At 73.4% G+C, this 23,395-nt stretch carries 20 protein-coding genes; 8 read left to right on the top strand and 12 right to left on the bottom strand.

Translation table 11 applies throughout. The features are described from left to right. The first annotated feature begins 95 nt into the window (after window positions 1-95). From GFD30_RS08470 to GFD30_RS08480, 3 genes are all read left to right on the top strand, one after another. The gene (locus GFD30_RS08470; RefSeq protein WP_153024745.1) at window positions 96-656 is read left to right on the top strand and encodes a YbaB/EbfC family nucleoid-associated protein; all 561 of its coding nucleotides are present in this window, start codon (window positions 96-98) and stop codon (window positions 654-656) included. Next, window positions 629-1,825, top strand: a complete 1,197-nt coding sequence (locus tag GFD30_RS08475) for an NAD(P)/FAD-dependent oxidoreductase (RefSeq protein ID WP_153024746.1) — start codon at window positions 629-631, stop codon at window positions 1,823-1,825. The genes GFD30_RS08470 and GFD30_RS08475 overlap by 28 nt, the downstream gene beginning before the upstream one ends. A 78-nt stretch (window positions 1,826-1,903) precedes the next feature. Next, window positions 1,904-2,800, top strand: coding sequence for an RNA polymerase sigma-70 factor (locus GFD30_RS08480; protein ID WP_153024747.1), 897 nt, complete (start codon window positions 1,904-1,906; stop codon window positions 2,798-2,800). A gap of 37 nt (window positions 2,801-2,837) precedes the next feature. On the opposite strand, the gene GFD30_RS08485 is transcribed toward GFD30_RS08480, so the two are convergent. The 5 genes from GFD30_RS08485 to GFD30_RS08505 form a co-directional block, all read right to left on the bottom strand. Then, entirely contained in the window at window positions 2,838-3,596 is a 759-nt protein-coding gene (locus tag GFD30_RS08485) for an alpha/beta fold hydrolase (protein ID WP_194201895.1), read from the bottom strand. After that, entirely contained in the window at window positions 3,593-4,717 is a 1,125-nt protein-coding gene (locus GFD30_RS08490) for a lyase family protein (protein WP_153024749.1), read from the bottom strand. Before GFD30_RS08490 ends, GFD30_RS08485 begins: the two co-directional genes overlap by 4 nt. A 363-nt stretch (window positions 4,718-5,080) precedes the next feature. Further along, on the bottom strand, window positions 5,081-6,319 hold the full coding sequence (gene manD / locus GFD30_RS08495) for a D-mannonate dehydratase ManD (RefSeq protein ID WP_322633074.1): 1,239 nt from the start codon (window positions 6,317-6,319) through the stop codon (window positions 5,081-5,083). Between the two features lie 171 nt (window positions 6,320-6,490). After that, the gene (locus GFD30_RS08500; RefSeq protein WP_153024751.1) at window positions 6,491-7,426 is read right to left on the bottom strand and encodes a cation diffusion facilitator family transporter; all 936 of its coding nucleotides are present in this window, start codon (window positions 7,424-7,426) and stop codon (window positions 6,491-6,493) included. Between the two features lie 133 nt (window positions 7,427-7,559). Next, window positions 7,560-7,994: a CBS domain-containing protein gene (locus tag GFD30_RS08505; protein WP_407648994.1), complete on the bottom strand. Its 435-nt coding sequence runs from the start codon at window positions 7,992-7,994 to the stop codon at window positions 7,560-7,562. A gap of 231 nt (window positions 7,995-8,225) precedes the next feature. Between GFD30_RS08505 and GFD30_RS08510 the strand changes: the two genes are divergently transcribed. After that, window positions 8,226-9,206 (top strand): hypothetical protein, encoded by a 981-nt coding sequence (locus tag GFD30_RS08510; RefSeq protein WP_153024752.1) that lies wholly within the window; start codon window positions 8,226-8,228, stop codon window positions 9,204-9,206. 55 nt (window positions 9,207-9,261) lie between these two features. Here GFD30_RS08510 and ligA read toward each other — a convergent pair whose 3' ends face one another. The 3 genes from ligA to GFD30_RS08525 all read right to left on the bottom strand — a co-directional run bounded on the left by ligA (window position 9,262) and on the right by GFD30_RS08525 (window position 13,932). Beyond that, the gene (ligA, locus tag GFD30_RS08515) at window positions 9,262-11,349 is read right to left on the bottom strand and encodes an NAD-dependent DNA ligase LigA (protein WP_407648995.1); all 2,088 of its coding nucleotides are present in this window, start codon (window positions 11,347-11,349) and stop codon (window positions 9,262-9,264) included. 196 nt (window positions 11,350-11,545) lie between these two features. Further along, window positions 11,546-13,171 (bottom strand): right-handed parallel beta-helix repeat-containing protein, encoded by a 1,626-nt coding sequence (locus GFD30_RS08520; RefSeq protein ID WP_153024754.1) that lies wholly within the window; start codon window positions 13,169-13,171, stop codon window positions 11,546-11,548. 320 nt (window positions 13,172-13,491) lie between these two features. Further along, window positions 13,492-13,932, bottom strand: a complete 441-nt coding sequence (locus tag GFD30_RS08525) for a DUF6223 family protein (protein ID WP_153024755.1) — start codon at window positions 13,930-13,932, stop codon at window positions 13,492-13,494. Window positions 13,933-14,159: 227 nt separating this feature from the next. Here GFD30_RS08525 and GFD30_RS08530 point away from each other — a divergent pair, with 227 nt between their 5' ends. Further along, the gene (locus GFD30_RS08530) at window positions 14,160-15,287 is read left to right on the top strand and encodes a sensor histidine kinase (protein WP_153024756.1); all 1,128 of its coding nucleotides are present in this window, start codon (window positions 14,160-14,162) and stop codon (window positions 15,285-15,287) included. After that, a complete protein-coding gene (locus GFD30_RS08535) occupies window positions 15,284-15,946 on the top strand; it encodes a response regulator transcription factor (protein ID WP_322633076.1) in 663 nt (220 codons plus the stop codon). Before GFD30_RS08530 ends, GFD30_RS08535 begins: the two co-directional genes overlap by 4 nt. 14 nt (window positions 15,947-15,960) lie before the next feature. Here the strand turns inward: GFD30_RS08535 and GFD30_RS08540 are convergent, their stop codons facing one another. The 3 genes from GFD30_RS08540 to GFD30_RS08555 all read right to left on the bottom strand — a co-directional run bounded on the left by GFD30_RS08540 (window position 15,961) and on the right by GFD30_RS08555 (window position 17,961). Then, complete coding sequence (locus GFD30_RS08540; protein ID WP_227995960.1) at window positions 15,961-16,236, bottom strand: LysR substrate-binding domain-containing protein; 276 nt, start codon at window positions 16,234-16,236, stop codon at window positions 15,961-15,963. Between the two features lie 253 nt (window positions 16,237-16,489). Then, the gene (locus tag GFD30_RS08550; RefSeq protein ID WP_194201896.1) at window positions 16,490-16,996 is read right to left on the bottom strand and encodes an AAA family ATPase; all 507 of its coding nucleotides are present in this window, start codon (window positions 16,994-16,996) and stop codon (window positions 16,490-16,492) included. 59 nt (window positions 16,997-17,055) lie between these two features. Next, complete coding sequence (locus GFD30_RS08555) at window positions 17,056-17,961, bottom strand: NADP-dependent oxidoreductase (protein ID WP_153024757.1); 906 nt, start codon at window positions 17,959-17,961, stop codon at window positions 17,056-17,058. A 155-nt stretch (window positions 17,962-18,116) separates the two neighbouring features. Between GFD30_RS08555 and GFD30_RS08560 the strand changes: the two genes are divergently transcribed. Next, window positions 18,117-19,382 carry a helix-turn-helix transcriptional regulator gene (locus GFD30_RS08560; protein WP_153024758.1) on the top strand — a complete coding sequence of 422 codons (1,266 nt, stop codon included), beginning with the start codon at window positions 18,117-18,119 and terminating at the stop codon, window positions 19,380-19,382. Between the two features lie 94 nt (window positions 19,383-19,476). Further along, complete coding sequence (locus GFD30_RS08565) at window positions 19,477-20,640, top strand: hypothetical protein (RefSeq protein ID WP_153024759.1); 1,164 nt, start codon at window positions 19,477-19,479, stop codon at window positions 20,638-20,640. Window positions 20,641-20,694: 54 nt separating this feature from the next. On the opposite strand, the gene GFD30_RS08570 is transcribed toward GFD30_RS08565, so the two are convergent. Beyond that, on the bottom strand, window positions 20,695-23,139 hold the full coding sequence (locus GFD30_RS08570) for an ATP-binding protein (protein ID WP_194201897.1): 2,445 nt from the start codon (window positions 23,137-23,139) through the stop codon (window positions 20,695-20,697). Window positions 23,140-23,395: the final 256 nt, after the last annotated feature.

Genomic DNA, 23,395 nt, shown 5'->3' on the forward strand with positions numbered 1-23,395 from the left:
ACGACAACCGTTCACCCTCCGCGGGCAGTCTCTACGACGGGTCCCCGCGCCGCCGCGGGCGACCCGAGCGCACCCGCACTCCCCAAGGAGCAACCGTGAACCAGACCCCCGAGCACGAGCCGACGCAGCCCGGGACCTACCGGGTCCCGGAGTTCGACTTCGCCGGCTTCATGGACGGGTTCCGCGACCAGATGGCGAAGCTCGAGGAGCAGGCGCGCCCGGTGAGGCGGCTCATCGACGCGACGAGCGTCCGCGTCGAGTCCGAGGGCGGCGAGGTCGCGGTCACCGTCACCGTCGGCGGCGACCTGGTCGGCGTCGAGTTCCTCCCAGCGGCCGACGACGCGGACCCGGCCGACCTCGCGGCGGCGGTCGCGGCCACGCGCGACCGCGCCGTCGCGACCGCCCGCGACCGCTCGCCGGAGCTCCTCCGGGCGTGCCTGGACCTCCAGTGGCGGACCCTCGCCCAAGCCTGCGACCTGCTCGAACAGGCGCAGGTGCACCGGACCGACGCCGGCCCCGAATCCCGACCCCCGGGGACGGAGCGTCGCGGTGACCTGACTCACGAGTTGTTACGGGAGCCGGACGGCCGGTGTCTTGTGGTCGACCCTCTGGAAACGAAGGAGACACCATGTCCGACAGCACCGCAGTGGTCGTGATCGGCGGCGGATACGCCGGCGTCATGGCGGCCAACCGCCTGACGCGCCGCGACGACGTGACAGTGACCCTGATCAATCCGCGCCCGGCCTTCATCCAGCGGATCCGCCTGCACCAGGTGACGGCCGGCTCCGGCGAGGCCGTCGTCGAGTACGCGGACGTCCTCAGCCCGCGCGTCCGGCTGGTCGTCGACGCCGCGGACCGGATCGACACCGCTGAACGCGACGTGCACCTGGCCTCCGGCGACGCCGTCCACTACGACTACCTGGTCTACGCGGCAGGCAGCGCCGGCCCCGAGCCGCGCGTCCCCGGAGCGGGCGAGTTCGCGTACACGATGGACACTCTCGAGGCCGCGCAGCGGCTGCGGAAGGTCCTCGATGCGACACCGGAGTCCGCACCGGTGGTCGTGGTCGGCTCCGGCCCCACCGGCAACGAGGTCGCGGCCGAACTCGCCGAGGCCGGCCGCACCGTCACCCTCGTGGCCGGCACGACGGTCGCACCGTACGTGCACCCGCGCGCCCGCCGCTCGATCGCCAAGGGACTGGCCCGGCTCGGCGTGACCGTGCTCGAAGGACCCGACGCCAAGGCCGCCGAAGTGACCGCCGACGCCGTCCGGCTCACCGGCGGCAGGGAACTCCCGAGCGCGGTGACGATCTGGACCGCCGGCTTCGGCGTGCCCGACCTGGCCGCGCGCAGCGGCCTGCGCACCGACGAGCTCGGCCGCCTCATCACCGACGAGACGCTGACCAGTGTGGACGACGAGCGGATCGTCGCGGCCGGGGACTCGGCCTCGCCGTCGGGCGTGCCGCTGCGGATGAGCTGCCAGGCCGCGCTCCCGCTCGGCGCCCACGCCGCCGACACGGTCCTCAGCCGACTCGCCGCCGAACGGCCCGCGACCATCGACATCGGACTCCCCGCCGTGTGCACCAGCCTCGGCCAGGGGCACGCGACCATGCAGTTCGTCGCCAAGGACGGCGAGCCCATGGGCCTGTTCGTCGGCGGCCGGCTCGGCTCGCGGCTCAAGGAGATCACCTACCCGCACGTCCTGGAGAAGCTCGCACGCGAGGCGCGCGAACCCGGGGCGTTCGTCTGGAAGCCCAAGGACGAGCGCCGCCCGCGCCTGCTGGCCGAACGCGGCGAGACGGCGGCTCTCGCGGACCGGGCGGCGTAGCGTCGCCTGCAGGAGAGGAAACCAGGGCGCGCGCCGCGACACCCCGCGGCGCGCGCCACGCCCGACAGGAGCCCGAACATGAGCGAACCGACCGCCGACCCGGCGACCGAGGTCTTCGTCACCCACCGGAACCTGCTGTTCACCGTCGCCTACGAGATGCTCGGCTCCGCGGCCGACGCGGAGGACGTGCTCCAGGAGACCTGGCTGCGCTGGGTCGAGGTCGACCTGGACCAGGTGCGCGACCCTCGCGCCTACCTCGTGCGCATCACCTCCCGCCAGGCGCTCAACCGGCTGCGCGCCCTCCAGCGCCGCAAGGAGTCCTATGTGGGGCCGTGGCTGCCCGAACCGGTGCTCACCGCCCCCGACGTGGCCGAGGACGTCGCCCTCTCGGAAAGCGTCTCCATGGCGCTCATGCTGGTGCTCGAGACGCTCTCGCCGACCGAGCGGGCGGTGTTCGTCCTCCGGGAGGCGTTCGACCTCGGCTACGACGAGATCGCCGCCGCGGTCGGCAAGAGCCCCGAAGCGGTCCGCCAGATCGCCTACCGGGCACGCCAGCACGTGGACGCCCGCCGCCCCCGCGGGCCCGCCTCGGCGGCGCAGACGCGTTCGGCGCTGGCGCAGATGAAGCAGGCGCTGGAGAGCGGGGACCTCAAGGGCCTCATGGACGTGCTCGCGCCCGACGTGGTCATCGTGGGCGACGGCGGCGGCTTCAAGCACGCGACGCTGCGGCCGGTCGTGGGCGCCGAGAAGGCCGCCCGCATGTTCTTCGGCGGACTCGCCAAGCTCGAAGGCGTGCTCACCGCCGAGATCACCGTCGTCAACGGCAGCCCCGCGCTGCTCGTGCACCTCGACGGGGAGATCGACGGCGTCATGGCGGCCCGCATCGACGACGGCCGCATCACCGGCCTCTACTACGTCCGCAACCCCGAGAAGCTCACCCACGTCGAGAACGAGACCGGGCTGGCCCTCCGCTGACCGGCGCCGGCCCGCCCTCGGGCCGCAGTGCGTCCCTTCAGGACCGGAAGTGGTCCAGGAGCCACCGGTTCACGACTGCGGCCGCCTCGACCGAGACCAGGTGCCTGGCGCCCTCGACGGCCTCGAGGCGGGAGTCGGGAAGCCCCGCGTGGAGCGCCCGCGCGGCGGCCTCGGTGGTGATCTCGTCCTCGGTGCCGCAGAGCACGAGCGCGGGCGCGCGCACGGCGGTGAGGCGGTCGCCCAGGTCGGTCTGGCCCAGGACCCGGCAGCAGGCGGTGTAGCCGAGCGGGTCGCAGGCGGTGAGGTCGCGCCGGAACCGGCGGACGAGGTCGGGGTGCTCGCGGTGGAACCGCTCGGTGAACCAGCGCCGCGTGCCCTGCCCGGCCAGCGCGGCCATGCCGCCGGTGCGCACGATCCGCACCCGGTCGGCCCAGAACGCCGGGGTGGCGATCGCGGCGGCGGTGGAGAGCAGCGCGATGCGGCCCGTCCGCTCGGGGTGGCGCGCCGCGAACTCGAGGGCGGTGACGCCGCCGAGGGAGATCCCGAGCAGGTGCGCCCGGGGGACGTCGAGGTGGTCGAGCAGGTCGGTGAGGTCTTCGGCGAGGTCGCCGATCCCGAGGACGCCGCCGGTGGCGGGGGTGCGGCCGTGGCCGCGGGTGTCGTAGCGAATCACCCGGAACGCCTCCGACAGGGCGTCGACCTGCGGGGCCCACATGTCCAGTGTGGTCCCGAGGGCGTTGGAGCAGAGGACCGCCGCGGCGCCTTCGGGCCCGTCGACGGTGTGGTGGGGGATCACGTCGGCCCCTGGTCCAGGTTGCGCTGCATCGCGTCGGGGTCGATGCGCAGGCCCTCGAGGGACTCGCGGAGCCAGGTGGCGGCGGAACCGGTGAGGCGCAGCAGGTCGGAGAGGGTCTCCCATTCGCTGTGCCACAGGCCGGGGGAGCGCTGGAGCTCCTGCGGCATCGCGGCGTACAGCGTCGAGAGCAGCCCGGGCGTGCGGGCAGCGCAGGCGCGGGTGGCGGTCGCCGCGACCGGATTGTGCTTGTGGGGCATGGAGATCGAACTCCCGCCGCGGGCTTCGGCGGCTTCGCCGATCTCGTTCTGGCTCAGTAGCACGATGTCCACGGCGATCTTGCCGCAGGCGCCGGCCGCTTCGGCGGCGGCCGCGCCGATCCGCACCACCGGGGACCGATCGGCGTGCCACGAGCCGGGCGGGACGTCGAGTCCGAGCCGGGAGGCGAACCGCTCCCGCAGGCCGAGCGCCCGCTCCGGGCGCGATTCGACGTACTCCGAGTCCGCCGCCTCCGCTTCGGGCGGTCGCCGCCCGGGGCGGCCCCATGCGGTGCCCACCGGCCCCGCGAGCGACACCGGGAACGCGAGCCCCTCGAGCGCCGTTTCGGCCGAGGAGAGGCACTGCTCCCACATCGCCGTCAGATCGCCGAGTGCGATCGGTTCGGCCCGCTGCAGGAACGTGCGGGCCCACAGGCGCGGCTCGGTCTCGAATCCGGCGCCGAGCGCTCCCGCGGCGAGCCGGCAGTTCCGCAGCTCGGCCCTGATCCTGCGGGCGGCCTCCTTGGCGACGAGCATCATGGCCGTGTCGAGGACGTCCTGGCTCGCTGCGCCGTAGTGGACGACCGAGCGGTGCGCTTCGGGCAGGAGGGCCCTGAGCCGTTCGACGACGCCGACGACCGGGTCCCCGGTGCGCGCCGCCGAGGCCGCGACCGCAGCGAGGTCGAAATTGCCGGCGTCGGCGGCTCCCGCGACGGCCGCCGCCGCGTCGCCGTCGACCGCTCCGATGTCGGCCGCGGCCTGGGCGAGGGACGCCTCGGCCCGCAGCATCGCGCGGAGCCAGGCTTCGTCCGAGACGGCCACAGCGGCGGCGCCGCGCGCGAACACGGTCCCGAACAGCTCAGACATCGAAGCACCCCGTCTCGCCGCGCAGGAGGATGCCCGAGCACAGGTCGCCGCGGGCGGTCACCGCGAGCCGGCGCCCCTGGACGCTCATGACCGCTCACCTTCCTCGTCCTCGGACCGGGTCTCCCCGGGGCCGCGCAATGCCCCAGCAGTACCCGGCCGTCCGGCGATCCATGCCGGCGGCGGGCCCGAACCGGGCGGCCCCTCGCCGCCGATTGCGCACCATGCGATGAGGATCAGGAGCGCGTTCCCGCCGCGGCCGGCCGTCACCCCGCCGACCGGCCCTGCGAGGACCGGCCCGAGGGACGGCGGCCGCCCCGCCCGGTCCGCGGCGGGTTCTGCCGGAAGGCGAGGGGCCGGAGGCGCTCACCAGTCGTGGACCGTGCCGTCGGCGAGCCGGTTGAACGGCAGGTACGCCTGGACGTACGGGTACTTCCCGGCCTCGTCGGTGTCGAACTCGACGCCGAGTCCGGGCTCGTCCCCGGGGTGCAGGTATCCGTCCGCCCACGTGAACGACTGCCGGAAGACCTGGTCGGTCCTGGCGCCGTGCCGCATGTACTCCTGGATGCCGAAGTTGTGGATCGACAGGCCCAGGTGCATCGCGGCGGCCATGCCGACCGGCGAGATGTCGGTGGGGCCGTGCATGCCCGACTTGATCTGGTACTGCGCGGCGTAGTCGAGGACCTTCTTCAGGTGGCTGATGCCGCCGGTGTGGGTGACCGCGGAGCGCACGTAGTCGATGAGCTGCTCGCGGATGATCTGCTGGTAGTCCCAGACGGTGTTGAAGATCTCGCCGATGGCGAGCGGCGTCGTGGTGTGCTGCCGGACCAGGCGGAGCGCCTCCTGGTTCTCGGCGGGGGTGACGTCCTCGAGCCAGAACAGGTCGTACGGTTCGAGGGACTTCCCGAGCTGGGCGGCCTGGATCGGGGTGAGCCGGTGGTGCGCGTCGTGCAGCAGCGGCAGCTCCGGCCCGAACTCGTTCCTGACCGCCTCGAACACGGTCGGCACGTGCCGCAGGTAGGACCGGGTGTCCCAGTCCTCCTCATTGGGCAGTGCCCCGCGCTGGGCGGGTTCGTGGTCGTACCGGACGCCGTTCATCGCTTCGTAGGTGGCGTTGGAGGCGATGCCGTAGATGGACTTCAGGCCCGGCACGCCGGTCTGGACGCGGATCGCCCGGTAGCCCTGCTCCCGGTGCTCGCGGATGGAGTCGAACAGCGCTTCGGTGGTCTTGCCGGAGGCGTGGCCGTAGGCGAGGAGCCCGTTGCGGGAGGCGCCGCCGAGGAGCTGGTAGACCGGCATGCCGGCGGCCTTGCCCTTGATGTCCCACAGGGCGGTGTCGACGGCGGCGACGGCGGCCATGGTGACCGGGCCGCGGCGCCAGTACGCGGAGCGGTAGAGGAACTGCCAGGTGTCCTCGATGCGGTGGGCGTCCCGGCCCAGGAGCAGCGGGACGACGTGGTCCTTGAGGTAGGCGACCACGGCGAGCTCGCGGCCGTTGAGGGTGGCGTCGCCGAGGCCGGTGAGGCCGTCGTCGGTCGTGAGCCGGAGGGTGACGAAGTTGCGGTCGGGGCTGGTGACGATGACTTCGGCTCTGTCGATGATCACGGGGGTGTCGCTCCTGTTCGTTGTCGGGGCGGGGTTCGCGGCCGCCGAGCGGGTCCGGCGGCGGGGGAGCGCGGCGGCGCCCCGCAATCGGTCGACGCCCGCGCCGGCGCGCTTCGGCTCCTGGTCTCGGGTGAAACGGTACTGATTCTCGGGTCGGTCCGGATCCGGTGCTCAGCGCCGCTCGGCGTCCACCGGTGCGGGGCACCGGCCCGGTTCATCGCACGCGGCGTGGCCGCTCGGCTCGACCTGGACGGTCGGGTGGTCGATGCCGTGCCGGTCGCGCAGGAGGTCCTGCGCGCGGTCGAGGACGGCGTGGTCGTCGGCCCCGGCATCGGTGACGAGGTGCGCGGTCCCCACGTGCATGCCCGAGGTGAGCGTCCACAGGTGCACGTCGTGGACTTCGCGGACGCCGGGGATCGCCGCCAGGTCGGCGGCGACCTCCGCCGGCTCGACGCCCGCGGGGGCGTGCTGGGCCAGGATCGCCAGCACCTGGCGCCCCAGCGGCAGCGCCCGGGCGACGACGAACACGCCGATCGCCAGCGCCACGCCGGTGTCCCAGTACGCCTCGCCGGTGGCCGCGACCAGGACACCCGCGATGATCACGCCGACCGATCCGGCGGTGTCGGCGACGACTTCGAGGTAGGCGCCCTTCACGTTGAGGCTCTCGCCCGCCCCGGACCGCAGGAAGGCCATCGCGGCGATGTTGACCGCGAGCCCGATCGCACCGATCCAGAGCATCGGGCCCGCCTCGATCTCGGGCGCGTCCCCGATGCGCCCGATCGACTCCACCACGATGTAGACCGCTACGCCGAGCATGACCAGCACCGCGAACCCGGAGGCGAACATCTCCGCGCGGTAGGAGCCGTAGGTGCGCCGCCCGGTCGTGTCCGGCCGGGCGGCCAGCCGGGTGGCGGTGAGGGCCGCGGCGAGCGTGACCACGTCGGCGGCCATGTGCCCGGCGTCCGAGAGCAGCGACAGCGAACCCGAGAGCAGGCCGAAGACCAGTTCGACCACGAAGAACGCACCGATGAGCCCGAGTGCGGCCCCGAGCCGCCAGGCGTGCCTGCCGCCGGCGTGGACTGGAGCGCGGTCGTGGGAGTGGCCCATTGAAACTCGATTCCATAATCAATAGCATATTGCAATGAATGCATGTATAGCCCGTACGCTACTGGACGCCGGTCCGCGCGTCAAGCGGATCCCGGGACGACGTGATCAGGCCACGTGATCAGGCCGCGCGTGATCAGCTCGCGCCGGAGATGTACCCCTCGAGCTGCCGCTTCTCGAATTCGAGCTGGCCGATGCGGCCCTTCACGACGTCGCCGATGCTCACGATGCCGATGAGGGCCCCGCTGTCGGAGACGACGGGAACGTGGCGGATGCGCTGCTCGGTCATGAGGACCATGAGGTCCTCGATCGAGTCGTTCATGGTCCGGGTGTGCACGTCCGCGGTCATGATCCCCGAGACGGGCGCCTCGAGCAGGCCGGGGTCCGCGTTCAGGCCCCTGGCGACGTCGCGCTCCGAGACGATGCCGAGGACGTCGAAGCCGTTCGCGCTCACCACCAGTGCGCCGACGTTGTGCTCGGCGAGCTTCGCCACCAGCGCGCGGACCGAGTCCTCGGGCCGGATGGTCACCACGGCCTCGCCTTTCGACCGCAAAATATCACTAATCCGCACAGCGACCCTCCTGAGTGCACACCGAGTAGCGTTCCAGCATAGCCCAGGCAGGGCCGGAGGAACACCGTCAAATCCGACCGGTCCCAGGGCCCTCCGGCGCCCGAGCGCCAGGTGTTCCCCGGCGCGACACCATCGCCCCGGTGGTGCGGGTGGGGCTCGCGGCGGGGCCATATCATTGGCGCCGGTCGCATCGACCATGCCCCCAGCGCCCATGCCGACAGAGGAAACCCGATGACCTTCCCCCCGCCGAACCCCTACGACCCGAACCAGTCGCCGGGCGGCCAGCCGTCCCAGCCCGGTTACAGTGCGCCCCAGCAGCCCGGCTACGGCGCGCCCTCGCAGCCCGGATTCGGGGCGCCGACCCCGCCCGGTTACGGCCCGCCGCAGCAGCCCGGCTACCCGCCCCAGCCCGGGGGCCCGTACGGCGCCCCGCCGCCGATCCCGCCCGCGTCCGGTGGCTCAGGCGGCCTGGTCGCCAAGATCCTCAGCGGTGCCGGCGTGCTCGTCATCGGCATCATCGTCGTCGTGGTGCGGGCCTTGAGCTCGGACTCGGGCGACTCGAACGACACCGCCGGCGACGTCACCGACACCGCCACCGACTCCGTCACGCTCTCCGAGGAGGAAGTGGAGCAGGTGGAGGCGGCCGTGGTCGGCGACTGCATCACCGACGCGGACGTGAACGTCGACGACCTGGTCGTCCCCTGCGACGACCCGACCGCGTTCTGGACGATCACGCAGGTGTCCGACGACTCGGGCGCCGCGGTCACCATCATGGGCGACCTCGAGGACGCCTCGGTCGTCGCCACCGTCTGCGGTCAGGAGTACATGGGCTGGACCCCGGGCGAGCTGTGGAAGTCCTACCAGGTCGTCTACACCGAGACCATCGAAGGCATCGGCGGACCGGTCGACTACCTCTACTGCATCGAGGCGATCGACAAGGAGGACGCCGACGGCGGCCGCCCGGTCACGCCAGACACCGGCGACTGCACCGACGGCTCGACCCTGCGGACCTTCGACTGCTCGAACGCCGCGGCCCTGTACGTGGTCGACGACATCGAGGTCTACGACCCGCCGATCGACGAGCTCTCGTTCGACTACACCACCGCGCTCGGCGGATGCCCGGGCTCGGACTACTACGCCACGCCGGTCACCGGCGGCGAGGGGATCCTTCCCCAGGTCTACCTCGCCTACTGCAGCAGCGACAACGGCTGACCCGAGCGCTCGAGAGGCGTCGGCCGGCCCCGGGCCGACCGGCGCCTCCGCCGTCTCAGAGGTACGCCTCGACGCGTTCGGCGAACTCCTCGGGCGTGATCGTCTCGATGCCGAGTTCGCGGGCCTTGTCGAGTTTGGAGCCCGCGCCCTCGCCCGCGACGACGAGACCGGTGCGCTTGGAGACGCTCGAGGACGCCTTGCCGCCGGCGCGGGCGACGAGCTCGTTCATCTGGGTCCGGGAGTAGTCCGCGAGCGGGCCGCTCATGCCTCCGGTGACGACGACGGCCATGCCCTGCAACGGGAGTGCGCTCGCCTCGGGGTCGGGTTCGGCGTCGTCGGCCGCGGGCGGGACCCACCCCGGCTGCTCCATGTTCACCCCGGCGGCCTTGAGCTTGTCGATGACGGGGGCGAGTTCGACGAGCTCGGCGACGATGACCGGCGCCTTCTCGCCGCCGATGCCGTCGACTCGTTCCAGCGCGGTCGCGTCGGCGGCCTGGATCGCCTCCATGGACCCGAAGTACGAGGCGATCCGCAGGGACATGCTGCGGCCGGTGCCGAGCACGCCGAGGGCGCAGAAGACGCGGTTCAGGGGCTTCGACCGCGCCGCGTCGATGGCCGCGACGAGCTTGTCGGCGCTGACCTCGCCCATGCGGTCGAGCGTGAGGAGCTGCTCGCGGGTGAGCGTGAAGAGGTCCGCGAAGTCCTCGATGAGCTCCCGCTCGACCAGTTGGACGACGATCTTCTCGCCGAGCCCGTCGATGTCGAGGCAGTCGCGGGCGACCGCGTAGCCGATCGCCTCGACCCGTCCGCAGGCGCGGCCGCGCGCGCACCGCCAGCGCTCCTGGCTGCGGTCAATGCCGCCGCCGCAGCGCGGGCAGACCTCGGGGAGTTCGATGGGCTTCTCGGCGCCGGTGCGGAGGGTGGTCATGGCGCCTTCGACGCGGGGGATGACCTCGCCGGCGCGGTAGACGGTGACCTGGTCGCCGATCATGAGGTCGCGGCGGCGGATGTCGGCCGGGTTGTGCAGGGTCGCGTACGTGACGGTGGTGCCGCCGACCTCGACCGGTTCGAGGACGGCGCGCGGGGCGATGATCCCGGTGCGGCCGACGCTCCATTCCACCGCGAGCAGTGTCGTGATCTTCTGGGCGGCAGGGTATTTATAGGCCGTGGCCCAGTGCGGGACGCGCGAGCCGGTGCCGGCTTCGGCGCGGTCGGCCGGGTCGTCGGCCTTGACGACCGCGCCGTCGAGCTCGTAGGCGAGGTCGGGCCGCAGGGTGCCGATCTCGGCGATGCGGGCGACGACCTCTTCGAGGCTGCCGCAGGCGAGCGTGCCGACCGGTGTCCCGAGCGTGGTGCCCAGGCCGAGGGCGGCGAGGCGGGCGATGAGCTTCGTGTGCGGCAGGTCCGCGAGCGACGGGTCGCTGGTGTGCGCGGGGTCGGTGAGGGCGTCGTAGGCGAAGAACGTCTGCTGGACGCGGTAGGCGCGGTCCTTCGCGCGCAGCGAGCCGCTGGAGGCGTTGCGGCGGTTGGCGAACACGGCGCCGCCGTGTGCGGCGCGGGCCTCGTTCGCGGCGGCGAACTGCTTCTCGGTCATGAGGACTTCGCCGCGGACTTCGACCGTGACCGGCTCGGTCAGCTCCTGCGGGAGCCCGGTGAGGTCGCCGATCACGTGGGACACGTCCTCGCCGGTGCTGCCGTCGCCCCGGGTGACGAGCTGGACGAGCCTGCCGTCCCGGTACCGGGCGGCGAGGGCGACCCCGTCGAGCTTGGGCTCGACCACCCAGGCGGTGACGGCGCGGCCGCCGAGCCGCCGCTCGAGGCCCGCGGCCCAGTCGCGCAGCTCCGCTTCGGAGAACACGTTGCCGAGGCTCAGCATCCGCACCGCGTGCTCGACGTCTCCGGAGGTCACGCCGGCACCGACCTCCCGGGTCGGGGAGTCGGCGGCGACGAGGTCGGGGTGCTCGACCTCCCAGGCGGTGATGCCGCGCAGGAGCCGGTCGTAGGTCTCGTCGTCCATCGCGGACTCGCCGGAGCCGTAATACGCGTCGGCGGCCGCGCGGGCCTGCGCGACCGCCTGGAGGTACGCGGCTTCATCGGCGAGGGCGTCGGCAGGGGCCGCGGGAATCGTCGTCATGGCCACCATGTTGCCATCACCCTCCGACATCCGACGTCATGGCTGACCAGCGGTGTCGCGCCCGAACCGGCCGCCGTGCGCCGAGGCCGCCGCGGCCGATCGGCGCGTCGGCCGTGCGGGGGCCCCGGGCGGGGGGCGGCCGCCCGGCGTGGGGGGGGGGGCGGCCGGGGCGGGGCCCCCCCCCACGGCCGTGCGGTCGGGGCCGTCAGGTGCCGGTCGTGACGTCCAGGTGGTCGAGGTTCGGCAGGCCGCCGGAGCCCGTCGCGGCCAGTCGGACCGTGTTGGCGCCCGGGTTCAGCTCGACGGTGAGCGTCTGCGCGGACCAGCGGTTCCAGGCGCCGGTGCTCGCGAACGCGAGCGTGGCGATGGGGGAGCCGTTCACCGTGACGGTGCCCGGCCTGTCGGACGAGCCGCCGTTGGCGTACCGGATCACGACGGTCGCCGCGCCGGATGCCGAGGCATCCACTGTGAACCGGACGGTGGCTCCGCTCGCGTTGCGCGTGTTGCAGAAGCCGCTCCCGGTGTACCCGGCGTGATCGGTGTCGATGGTGCCGTCGCAGGTCGCCCCCGGTCCTTCGGCCTCGTATCGGACCGGGCCGCCGGTGCCGCCGCCGTCGCCGCTGAAGTCGGCGCCGAGGTCGTCGTGGTCGCGGGGCCGCAGGAAGTCGGTGGCCGGGATCGAGCCGTCGGCCCGGCGCGGGCCCTTGATCGCGGTGCTGTCCGTGCTCACCAGGTCGGCGCTGCTCCAGTCGTCCTTGATGTCCCAGGAGTTCCCGGTGCCGCCCGACGATCCGAGGTCGGCGCCGGCGCCGTTGGCCACCGCCAGGTTCCGGTTCAGGGTGGAGGCGGACCGGTCGAAGACGAAGCCGCTGCCGCCGTTGGCCCACGCGGTGTTGTCCTCGAGCCGGAGTGAGGCGGTGTTGCCGTTGTCGATGAACCCGCCGACGGCGTTCTCGAACGCGATGCTGCCGGTCACCTCGTGGTTCGCGTCGCCGCGGCCGAGTTTGAAGCCGTTGCCGTCGCCTTCCCAGTCGGGGAAGCCCCACCGGTCGACGCCGTTGCCCCAGGCCACCGAGTCCTCGATCACGATGGGGGAGAGGAAGTCCCAGGAGTCGAACCCGTCGTCGGCGTTGTTCCACAGCCGGGCGCCGATCACCACGTTGCCGGTGCCCGTGCCCTGCTTGATGGCGAGGCCGTCGGCGCTCTCGCCGTTCTTGCGGGGGTCCCGGTTGCCGTGGCTGTCGAGGCCGATGATCCGGTTGCCGCTGGAGTCCATGACGATGTGCAGGCCGGACTCGTAGTTGTCGCGGGTGGTCAGGTTCCGGTAGACGTTGTTGTTCCCCTCCTGGGCGTAGATCCCGTACGGGCCGTTGATGATCTCGAGGTCCTCGAAGCGCCACCAGTCGCCTTCGACGTGGACCGCGCCGCGTTCGATGCGCGGGATCGTGGAGCCGAGCGCGCCGGGGGTCCACGGCATGTTCTCGCCGTCGATGACCACGTGCTCGCCGTTGTAGGCGCGCATCGTGATCGGCTGCGACTGGGTGCCGTCCTCGAGGATCCGGATGTTGGTGCCGGGGGCGTAGGTGCCGCCGCGGATCTGGATCACGGTGCCGGGTTCGGCCAGATCGACGGCGCGCTGGAGCGTCTGGAGTGGAGCGGCGAGCGTGCCGGGGTTCGCGTCGCTCCCGTCTACGGCGACCGTGAGCGTGGCGGACTGCGCCGACGACGGCGACCCGGCCGCGACGGCGGCGAGCAGTCCCAGCGTCGCCGCCAGTGCGATCCGCACCGCCGCCGACCGCGGACCGGGGTTTCGAATGGTGCTGATTGACATGTTCGATACGACCTCCTAGCCATACCCCCGCATGTGGAGTTTCCGAAGAGCGAGAGCACAAGGGACGGTCCGGAATCCGTGCCCGCGCGGCTCGCGCCGGTCGCGACGTCGGCCGGCATGCTGCGAGGGGGCCGGGGGTCCGGTGCTCGCCCCGTCGCCGAGGCGGTCTCGGCGCCTTCCGCTGACACGATGTGCGTTCCGGATGTGCAACCGGTTGCCATCCACCCTACATAGGAGATCGAGACGCGTCAATATCTGACTTGGATCGGCAACACGGCATCGCAGTGGGACCGCCGCCGCCCGCGGTGCCGCCGCCCGTGTCAGTCGGCGTCCCCGGCACGTGCAGCGCGCCGCGTGCGGTTCGCCGCCAGGCCGAGCGAGAGGCCGACCAGGCCGAGCACGATCGCGAGGCCGGACCCGACCACGCCGTTGCCGGTCCCGGGACCGCCGTCGGCGACGGCCAGCGCCACCGCGGCGATGCCGATGCCGATCACGCCCGCGGCGATCGCGACCGCGGCGGCGACGCGGCCGCCGCCGCGCCCGCTTCTGCCGCGGGTCATCGCCAGGACGCCCGCGCCGACGCTCACCAGCGCCACGAGGTCGGCCGCGATCGAGGGTCCCCGGTCCTGGATGTCGTAGCCTCCGGCGGCGACCGCGTTCCCGGCCGCGGCGGGTGCGGCCGTCAGGGCCAGGACGACCGCGGCGCCGACGAGGACGAGCGGGAGCGTGATCGCGGCCTTGGAAGCCCGGGTTCGGAACATGGCGGTCTCCTTCATGAGTCGCTGATCCGGCGTTCGGATCCCTTCGATCGTCGCCTTCGATCCGTTGCGGGGCATCCGTCCTGGGGCGGCTCTTTCCGCTGCCGCGGGCGCCGCGGGCGCCTGCCGCACCGGTGGCAGTCGGGCCCGGGACTACTGCGTCCGCGGTAGACCGGCTGTCGGCCGTGCGGCGGTGTCGCCGCGCCCGCCGGCTCGTTAGAGTTCGCGGCATGGGCATGGGGAGGTCCGTTCTCCGGACCAGTGCGCGGGACTGGGCGATCCCGGTCGCGGTGGCGGTGCTGCCGCCGGCGACCGCGTGGACCGGCGGGTACGCCGCGACCGGCCTCGGTGCCGCCGCGTACGCGCTGCTGGCGGCCGGCGGCCTGGTCCTGTACGCCGCCAGGCGGTTCCCGGTGCACGTCCTGGCCGCCACCGGCCTGTGCGCGGCGGGGTACCAGGCGCTGGGGTTCGACGTCGCCGCGGTCGCCTTCCTGTTCGCGGTCTACGCCGCGTTCCGGGAGGGCCGCCGCCTCGCCGCCGTGGCGGCGTCCGCGGCGATGGTCGCCGTCCTGCCGCTCGCCGCACTCGCGTCCGGTGTGGACGGTCTCGGTCCGGCGCTCGCCCAAGGCCGCGACGCGATGCAGCTCGCCTGGCTCATCGCCGCCGGTGCCGCGGGCGAGGCGCTGCGGCAGGCCGAGCGGCGCGCCGACGAGGCCGAGCGGACGCGGGAGGAGGCCGCCAGGCACCGCGCCGACGAGGAGCGGCTGCACATCGCCCGCGAACTCCACGACTCGCTCACGCACCAGATCGCGGTCGTCAAGCTACAGGCGGAGGTCGCGGTCCATCTCGCCCGCAGGGCGGGCGAGCCCGTCCCGGAGCCGCTGCTGGCGATCCAGGCGGCCGGCCGCGAAGCGAGCCGCGAACTGCGGGCGACCCTCGAGGCGCTCCGCGACGACGGCACGAGCCCGCCCCGCGGCATCGACGACATCCCCGACCTCGTCGAGCACGCCCGCGCGATGGGCCTGGACGCGACGCTGTCCATCGGCGGCGAGCGGTTCACGGTGCCGGAGGCGCTGGGCCGCACCGCGTACCGGATCGTCCAGGAGGCGCTCACCAACACCGCCCGCCACGCGCGCGCCGCCACCGCGTCCGTCGACATCGGATACCGGCCCGAGTTCCTCGCCATCCGGATCGACGACGACGGCGACGCCGCCGCCGGCGACCGACCGGCGCCCGGCATGGGCCTCATCGGCATGCGCGAGCGCGTGGCCGCGCTGGGCGGCCGGCTCGACGCGCGACCGCGCGCCGAAGGCGGCTTCCGGGTCGAGGCGGAACTGCCGGTGGACCGGTCCGCGTGATCCGGGTCCTGCTGGTCGACGACCAGCCGCTGATGCGCAGCGGGTTCCGCGCGCTCCTCGAGTTCGAGGACGACATCGAGGTGGTCGCCGAGGCCGGCGACGGCGCGCGGGGCGTCGAGCTGGTCAGGGAGCACCGGCCCGACGTCGCGCTCATCGACATCCGGATGCCGGTGGTCGACGGCATCGAGGCGACCCGGCGCATCGCCGCCGACCCCGCGCTGGACGGCGTGCACGTGGTCGTCCTGACCAACTACGGCTTCGACGAGTACGTGCTCGACGCCTTGCGCGCCGGAGCGGCCGGGTTCCTCGTCAAGGACATCGAGCGCGAGGACCTTCTGCACGCGGTGCGCGTCGCCGCCCGCGGCGAGGCGCTGCTCGCGCCCTCGATCACGCGCAGGCTCATCGCCCGCTTCATCGCTCAGCCGCCGGCGCCGGACCCCGGCGCCCGCCTCGGGACGCTGACCGGCCGCGAACACGAGGCGATGGTGCTTGTCGCGCAAGGGTGCTCGAACGAGCAGATCGCCGAGCGCATGGCGATCAGCCCGATGACCGCGAAGACCCACGTCAACCGGGCGATGGCCAAGCTCCATGCCCGCGACCGCGCCCAACTGGTCATCATGGCCTACGAATCGGGCCTCGTGGTGCCCCGCGACCGGTGAGGACCGGGCGGGGTTCAGGCGGGCGCCGCCGCGACCTCCCGCAGGATCTCCAGCAGCGCCGCCACCCCCGGCGGGTCCGGCGGGTCGCCGTAGGTGACCGCGTGGATCCGCCGCGCGCTCCCTTCGAGTTCGGTCGCGTGGACGCCCGGGTGCCGGTGCGCCCGGAGTGCCAGTCCCGGCAGCGCGGCCGCGGCCATGCCGGCGGCCACCAGCGACTGGATGACGACCATGTCGTCGCTCTCGTAGGCGATCCGCGGCGTGAAGCCGGCGCGTTCGCAGGCTGCGACCATCGCGGCCCGGCAGCGTTCGCAGCCGCCCACCCACGCGGAGCGCCGGATCGGCCGCGGGCTACACCAGGCACACCCTCTACTGCGAGGCCGCGTTCTCGCTGTCGGCCGTCGTATGGCGTCCCGGCCAGATCACCGAGATCCACGACCACCTCGTATGGTGCTCGTTCATGGTGCTCCAGGGTGCCGAGACCGAGACCCTCTACGGTTTCGACGGCGGACGGTTCGCTCGCCGCCCGCGCTCGTCGGCGAGCCCCTACCGGTCCGCGGCGCCCGGAAGACCGGTCCGGTCGAGGAGCCGGCGCACCACCTCGTCGACCGGAAGACCGGTGTCGATCTCGAAGGCGGCCCCCGATCGCAGGAGCGGCTCGACCTCGCGCTGGTCGGCGAGGGCCTTGGCCAGCTCGCCAGGGCTCTTGCCGTACGGGTTCCCGGTTCGAGTGAGGAGCCGCCGGCGGACCGTTTCCGGTGCCGCGCTGAGGAGCACCACCTGGTCGAAGTCGTCGTAGAACTTCCACTGATTCGGCACGCAGCCGCTGACGAAGAGGGCCGGGCCTTCGGCGGTGTCGAGCAGGCGGCGCATCCGGGCCTCGTGCCAGACCCAGTCGGGCTGCGCCTCGGGCGCGGGCGGGTCGATGTCCGGGCCCGGCGCGCACCAGCCGCCGTAATCGGTGTCGACGGCCCGGTAGCCGAGCTCGGCGAGGCGGGCGACGATGGTGGACTTGCCGACGCCTGAGACGCCGGTGAGCAGGACGCGCATCATCAACAGCACTCTAGGGCCGGCGGCCCGCCGCGTGACGGGCCGCCCGCCCCCGGCCGGACTCAGGCGCCGACCTCGAGCGTGATCTTGCCGCCCGGATGCCCGGTCTCGCTGAGGAGCTGGGCCTCCGCGGCCTGCTCGAGCGGGAAGGCCGCGGCGAGCTTCACCCGGAGCTTCCCGGCGACCGCCTGGTCGGCCAGGTCGGCGAGGACCGCGCCGTTCTCGTCGCCCTCGCCGCTGAAGGCGATCCCGAGGCCGATCGCGGCCGGATCCGCGATCGTGAGGATCCGGTCGGTCCCGCCGCGCAGCTCGACCGCGTCGGGCAGCATGCCGTACCCGGCCGCGTCGAGCACCGCGTCCACCCGGTCCGCGACGGCGCGGACCCGCTGGACCAGCCCGTCGCCGTACCGGACCGGGGTCGCGCCGAGCGTCCGGACGTACTCCTCGCCGGCCTCGCCGACCGTGCCGACGACCTCGGCTCCGCGGCCCACCGCGAACTGCACGGCCAGGCTCCCGACCGACCCGCCGGCGCCGTTGACGAGCAGCGTGTCGCCGGCGGCGACATCGAGCGCGTTCAAGGCCCGCACCGCGGTCTCCCCGGACACCGGCAGCGCCGCCGCCTCGGCCCACGACAGGCCGGCCGGCTTCAGCGCGAGCACGCTCGCCAGCGCGAACTCCGCGTACGAACCCGAACCGCGGCTCCAACCGAACACCTCGTCGCCGGGCGTGAACGGCGCCCCCTCGCCGACCGCGTCGACCACCCCCGCCACCTCGATGCCGGGGATGTGCGGGAACTCGACCGGGGCGATCCGGGTCATGAGGCCCCGGCGGATCTTCCAGTCGATGGGGTTGACCCCGGCGGCCCGCACGGCGACCCGCACCTGGCCCGGCCCGGGCTCGGGCACGGGAACCTCCACGATCCGCAACCGCTCGGCGGAACCGAACTCGCTGAACTGCACTGCACGCATGATGTCTCCTATGGACTCGTTCGAGCGGCCCACAACGGCGGGCCGCGGTCTCCAGTCTCGGAGCGGCCGGACGGGGCCGCCCCTGATCGAACGAGCAGTCTTCGCCGTCCGAACGGCGAGCGCGACAGCGCGCGAAGCGGCCTATCGTTGCAGCCATGGACCAGGAATGGACGCGCCCTTCACGAGTGCTCGACGCGGTCGAGCGGATCCTGAGCGAGTCGCGCGGCGGCGTGCTGACGGGCTTCTCCGGCATGATCGCCGACCTGGTGCCGCACCGCGCCGCGGTGATGCGCACCGCCGACTGCCCGCGCGAACCGGTCAAGGTCAGCGGCGACACCGCGATCACCGACCTGGCGACCACCGCCGAGCTCGCCCGCCTCGCCGAACGGGCCGTCCCCGGCGCGGCCGCGGCCACGGAGGGGATGCTCGCCGGAGCGGTCCGGCCCCTGGTGGTCACCGCCTCGACCGACGGCGGCGTGGTGCTGGTCCTGGTCCCGACCGCGGCACCGTCCGATGCGGCGCTGGAGCTGCTGGCCCGCTTGTGGAACGTGCTCAGCCTCGACGCCGACCGCAGGGCCGTCGAGATCCCCGCGGCGGACTTCCAGAGCAACCTCGCGATCGCGGCCGCGCGCTCGCGGGCCATCGCGGACATGGAGCAGACCCACGCGGTCGCCCTGACCGGGCTGCTGTCCGTGCTGCGGTCGAGCCGGCTCCCCGACGCGGTCGCCCGCCGCAACGCCGAGGAACTGGCCGTCGACGCACTGCTCGAACTCCGCGCCTCCCCGGTGCGGGACAACGAGTTGTCCGCGGACGCCGCCGACGACGCGTTCGCGGCGCTGGCCGCCGGCCTCGCCCCGGTGATCGGCCACGCGGACACGGCGGTCGAGCTGTCGGGCCCGGACGACACGCGTCTGCTCCCGCGCGACCTCGTCCTGGTCGTCCAAGACCTCACGGAGGCGCTGGTGCTCTCCGCGATGGAGCAGCGGGAGGTCGGCCGGGTCCACGCGTCGTGGCGGCTGCGCGATTCGGCCCTGTATGTCACCGTCCGCGACGACGGGCCGGGCACCGACCCGGGCCCGGGCATCGCCGGCCGCCCGGTGGAGCGGGTCGCGGCCGTCGGCGGCCGCGTCGAAGCCGATGCGGTCCCCGGCTGGGGCACCACGGTCACCGCGGTGTTCCCGCTCGAACTGGAGGAGTCCCCGGCGGCGGCGCCGATCGACGGCCTGCACGCCCGCGAACTGGAGGTCCTCTCCGGCCTCGCCGAAGGCATGCGCAACCGCGAGATCGCCCAGCGGCTGCGCCTGAGCGAGCACACCGTCAAGTTCCACGTCCGCAACATCCTGGCGAAGCTCGGCGTCTCGACCCGCGGGCAGGCCGCCGCCCTCGCCCGGGGCCGGCGACCCGACGGCGCCGGCCGCTGACCGGGAACGATCCGAACCGCGCACCGGGCAACCCCGCGAGGGAGATGCGCTCGTATCAACCGCAACGAGCACGCATCACCGAGAGGAACGCCCAGTGCGATCGAGAACCCAGCAGCTCCGGATCCCCGCCGCCGTCATCGCGGCCGGAGCGGTCGCCGCCGCCGCGGCCTGCACCGGCGGTGCGGCGGACGATGCGGGGCCGGCCGTCGAGCCCGGACCCGGGGCCGTGGCGGAGGCGGAACGGCTGTACCAGATCGTCAACGACAGCCGCGCCATGGAGGACGAACTGATCGCGATCGAGAACCGGGTCGCCAAGCGCTGCATGGAGGACCAGGGCTTCACCGTCCACGATCCGGGATACTTCGCGGACACCGCCTTCGCGGCCTACGGCGCCTCGGGCTACCTCGTCGACGCCCCCGTCCTGGCCGTGCCGACACCGGAGGCGGCCGAGCGGTGGGGCTTCGGCGTGTGGACCCAGTTCGTCCTCCACCCCGGCAACGAGGACCTCGCCGAGGAGCTCCTGACCCCGGAGGCGCGCATCGCGTTCAACCTCCCCGAGACGGCCGGGGAGCCCGACTCGAGCGAATGGGACGCCCAGGGCCCGGACTACCAGGCCGAATGGATCGAGGCGTACACGGGCGCACCGGCCCTGGACAGCGAGGTCAAGGGCCCCGAGCCCGACCATGGGGCGCCGCCCGGCGGCTGCTGGCTCCAGATGGTCGAGACGATCTACGGCGAGCCCTACACGGTCGAGTCCGGCGGGTCCGCGGAAGAGGAAGGCGGATCGCACACCGCCGCCCACCGGCCGAATCCGATCACGACGATCGAAGAGTTCGAGGACGCCGACGCGCTGGCGGATCTGGTCGACGCCGAGGCCGCGGACTTCGACGCCTGCCTGGCCGGGAGCGGCTACGAGGGCTGGGAGCTCGGCGCGAGCCTCTTCCCGCCGCTGTGGGAGTACTTCGGCGCGATGTACGACCCCGCCTACTTCGAGGAGTTCGGCGATGAGGAGGGCGCCGCGTCGCCCGAGCCGCCCGACGACGTGCCCGGCGACTTCGCGGGCGTGCTCGAGCTCGAGCGAGCGATGGCGCTCGACTTCGCCGCGTGCGGCCAGGAGAGCGGCCTGCGCCTGGCGATCGAGGAGGGCTGGGCTTCGATGCTGGTCGAGGCGTACCAGCCGATCGAGACGGACATGCTCGCGTGGCAGGAGGAGATGCAGGTCCACCTCGACAACGCACAGGACTACCTCCGGGAGTAGCCGCCGCGCCGATCGGTCGCCAAGGCGCGCAGCCGAAGGTGCGCGCCGGGCCGCTTACGGTGCTCCGCGGAGCCGTCCTTCGATCGCCTCCGCTTCGGGGACGCCGCACTCCGCGTACCCGGCGGCCGCCTTCCGCAGGTGCGTCCGGGCGGCCGCGAGGTCGCCCCGGAGCCGGTGGGCGTCGGCGAGGCCGTGGTGGGCGCAGGCCAGTTCGTAGGCGTCCTGCTGGGACTCGGCGAGGGCCGCCGCCTGCTCGTGGTACCCGATCGCCTCCTCCGGGCGGCCGGAGGCGGTGAGCACGCGGCCGAGGCCGTTCCGGGCCGAGCGCTCGAGCGACCGGTACGACATGTCCTCGGCGTGCTCGAGGGCCTGCTCCAGGTACGCGACGGCCTCGGGGGCGCGCCCGAGTCGCAGCAGGTCCTCGCCCAGCTCGATGAGCACCGGGGTGAACCCCTCCCTGAATCCGTTGCGCCGGCAGCGTTCGAGGCAGTCCGTGTGGATCGACAGCGCCGCGGCCGGGTCGCCCTTCTCGCGGGCGAAGATCCCGCGGAAGTTCTCGATCCGGCTGGCGTTGTACTCGTCGCCGGGGCCGAGGAGCCCCTTCGACTCCTCCAGGCGGCGCTCGGCCTCGTCGAGGCGCCCGAGGCGCAGCAGCGGGACGACCATGTTCGACCGGATGTGCAGCATCGCCGTGACGTCGGAGGCGGCCTCGGCCATCTCGAGCGCGGAGCGGTAGACGCCGAGCGCCTCCGAGAACCGCCCGGACTGCCGGTACAGGATCCCGAGGTTCCTGAGCGCCCACGTCGCCGCGGCGACGTCGCCGAGCTTCCGGCTGAGCGCGGCGGCCCAGCTCAGGTAGTCGATCGCCTCCGCGCTCCTGCCGGCGACCGAGAAGTGCCGCCCGCGGTCGCCGAGCGAGTGGGCCTGCTTCAGCTCGTCGCCGAGCCGGCGGGCCATCTCCAGCGCGGTCCGGTTGATCGCGAGCTGGTGCTCGGTGTCGCCGTCGTACCAGCGGAACGCGCTGAAGGCGGACGCCAGGTGCCAGGCCGATTCGAGCCGTTCCGCACGCACCGCCGCGACGATGACGGCCGCCAGGTTCTCGCGTTCGGCCCGGAACCACGAGACGGCGTCGTCCTGGTCGGCGAAGCCGGGCAGCCCGAGGTCGTGCGCTTTCAGCTCCTCGGCGAAGATCCGCTGGTACGGCGACACCGCCCGGCTCGCCGCCTGGTACGCGAAGTGCACGTACACGTCGAGCAGGCGGCCGAACGCCTCGTCGAGCTCGCTCGGGTCCTCTTCGGCGGCGGCGAGCTGCGACGCGAACAGCCGCACCAGGTCGTGCAGCCGGTAGCGCCCCGACGAACGGGTCTCGGCGAGATGGACGTTCACGAGCGACTCCAGCATCGCCGAGGCCCGGTCGCGGTCGACGCCGCAGAGCGCGGCCGCGGCGTACGCGTCGACGTCGTCGCCGGGGACCAGGCTGAACCGCCGCAGCAGGCGCCGGTGGGGCGCATCGAGTTCCCGGTAGGAGGCGCGCAGCGCCGCCGCGACGCCGCGGTGGCCGGTGCCGAGCTCGTCGAGCAGCCGGTCCTCGTCGGTCAGCCGCTCGAGGAGGTCCTTCACGCGCCACAGCGGACGGCTGCGCAGGCGCGCCGTCGCGAGGCTCATCGCCAGCGGCAGCCGCCCGCACCGCTCGGCGATCGCGGCCGCCTCGGCGTCGGTGGCCCGGCCCGCGACGGCGGCGTTGACCATCGCCACCGCCTCCGGCATCGGCGGCGGCTCCAGCGGCACCGGTACGGCGTCCGGCACCGATGCCAGGTCGTGCCGGCTCGTCGCCAGCGTGAGCCCGTCCGCCGTTCCCGGCAGCAGCGCCTCCACCTGCTCGGCTTCCGCGGCGTTGTCGAGCACGAGGAGCACGCGGCGGCCGGCGAGCGCGCTGCGGTACAAAGCGGCCAGTTCATCCACATCAGACGGCAGGTCCGGCTCGTCGACATTCAGCGACCGCAGGATCCGCGCGAGCACGGACTCCATGCTCGGCCTCGGGCCGTCGGCGTGCGTGAAGCCGTGGAGGTCCACGAACAATTGGCCGCCCGGATACCGCGGCGCCAGCGCGTGCGCGGCCTGGACCGCGAGCGTGGTCTTCCCGACGCCGGCCATGCCGTGGACCGCGACCACGGTCGCCCCGCGGTCGACCGCATCCAGGACCGCGGCGAGGTGCCGCTCCCGCCCGGCGAACGAGGCGAGCTCCCGCGGGAGTTCGCGCGGTACCGCCGCCTCGCCGCCCACGGCGTCGGTGAGCAGCGTCCGGTCCTGGTCGCCGAGTCCGAGCGCCTTGACGAGCAGCCGCAGCGTCTTCGGCTGCGGCCGCACCCTCCCCGACTCGATGTCGCGCACGGTGCGGGTGCCGACGCCCGCCTTCGCGGCGAGTTCCTCCTGCGTCATCATCGCCCGCAGCCGGAGCGGACGGAGATTGCTGCGCGCGTCGAACCCTCGGTCAGACATGGAGCCATCGTAGGGCGGCGACACCGGCGAACCGGCGTGCGAATCCTGGAGGCCGCGGTTCTCCAGGGCGGTGTTCGCCGTGCTCAATCCCGGTGCGCGGGCCGGGCGTCCGGCTGAGGGCCGCCGAATTCCTGCCGGTGTCCCGCCGGTATGCCGCCTCGCCGATCCCGCATCGGGCTGGAAGAATGGCGCCGCCGTCACCGCCCTCGCGGGACTGCGTGCCACGCGAGTGAACGGAGCGGACGACAGGCACCCC

The organism is Glycomyces albidus (assembly GCF_009451885.1).
Taxonomy (GTDB): domain Bacteria; phylum Actinomycetota; class Actinomycetes; order Mycobacteriales; family Micromonosporaceae; genus Glycomyces; species Glycomyces albidus.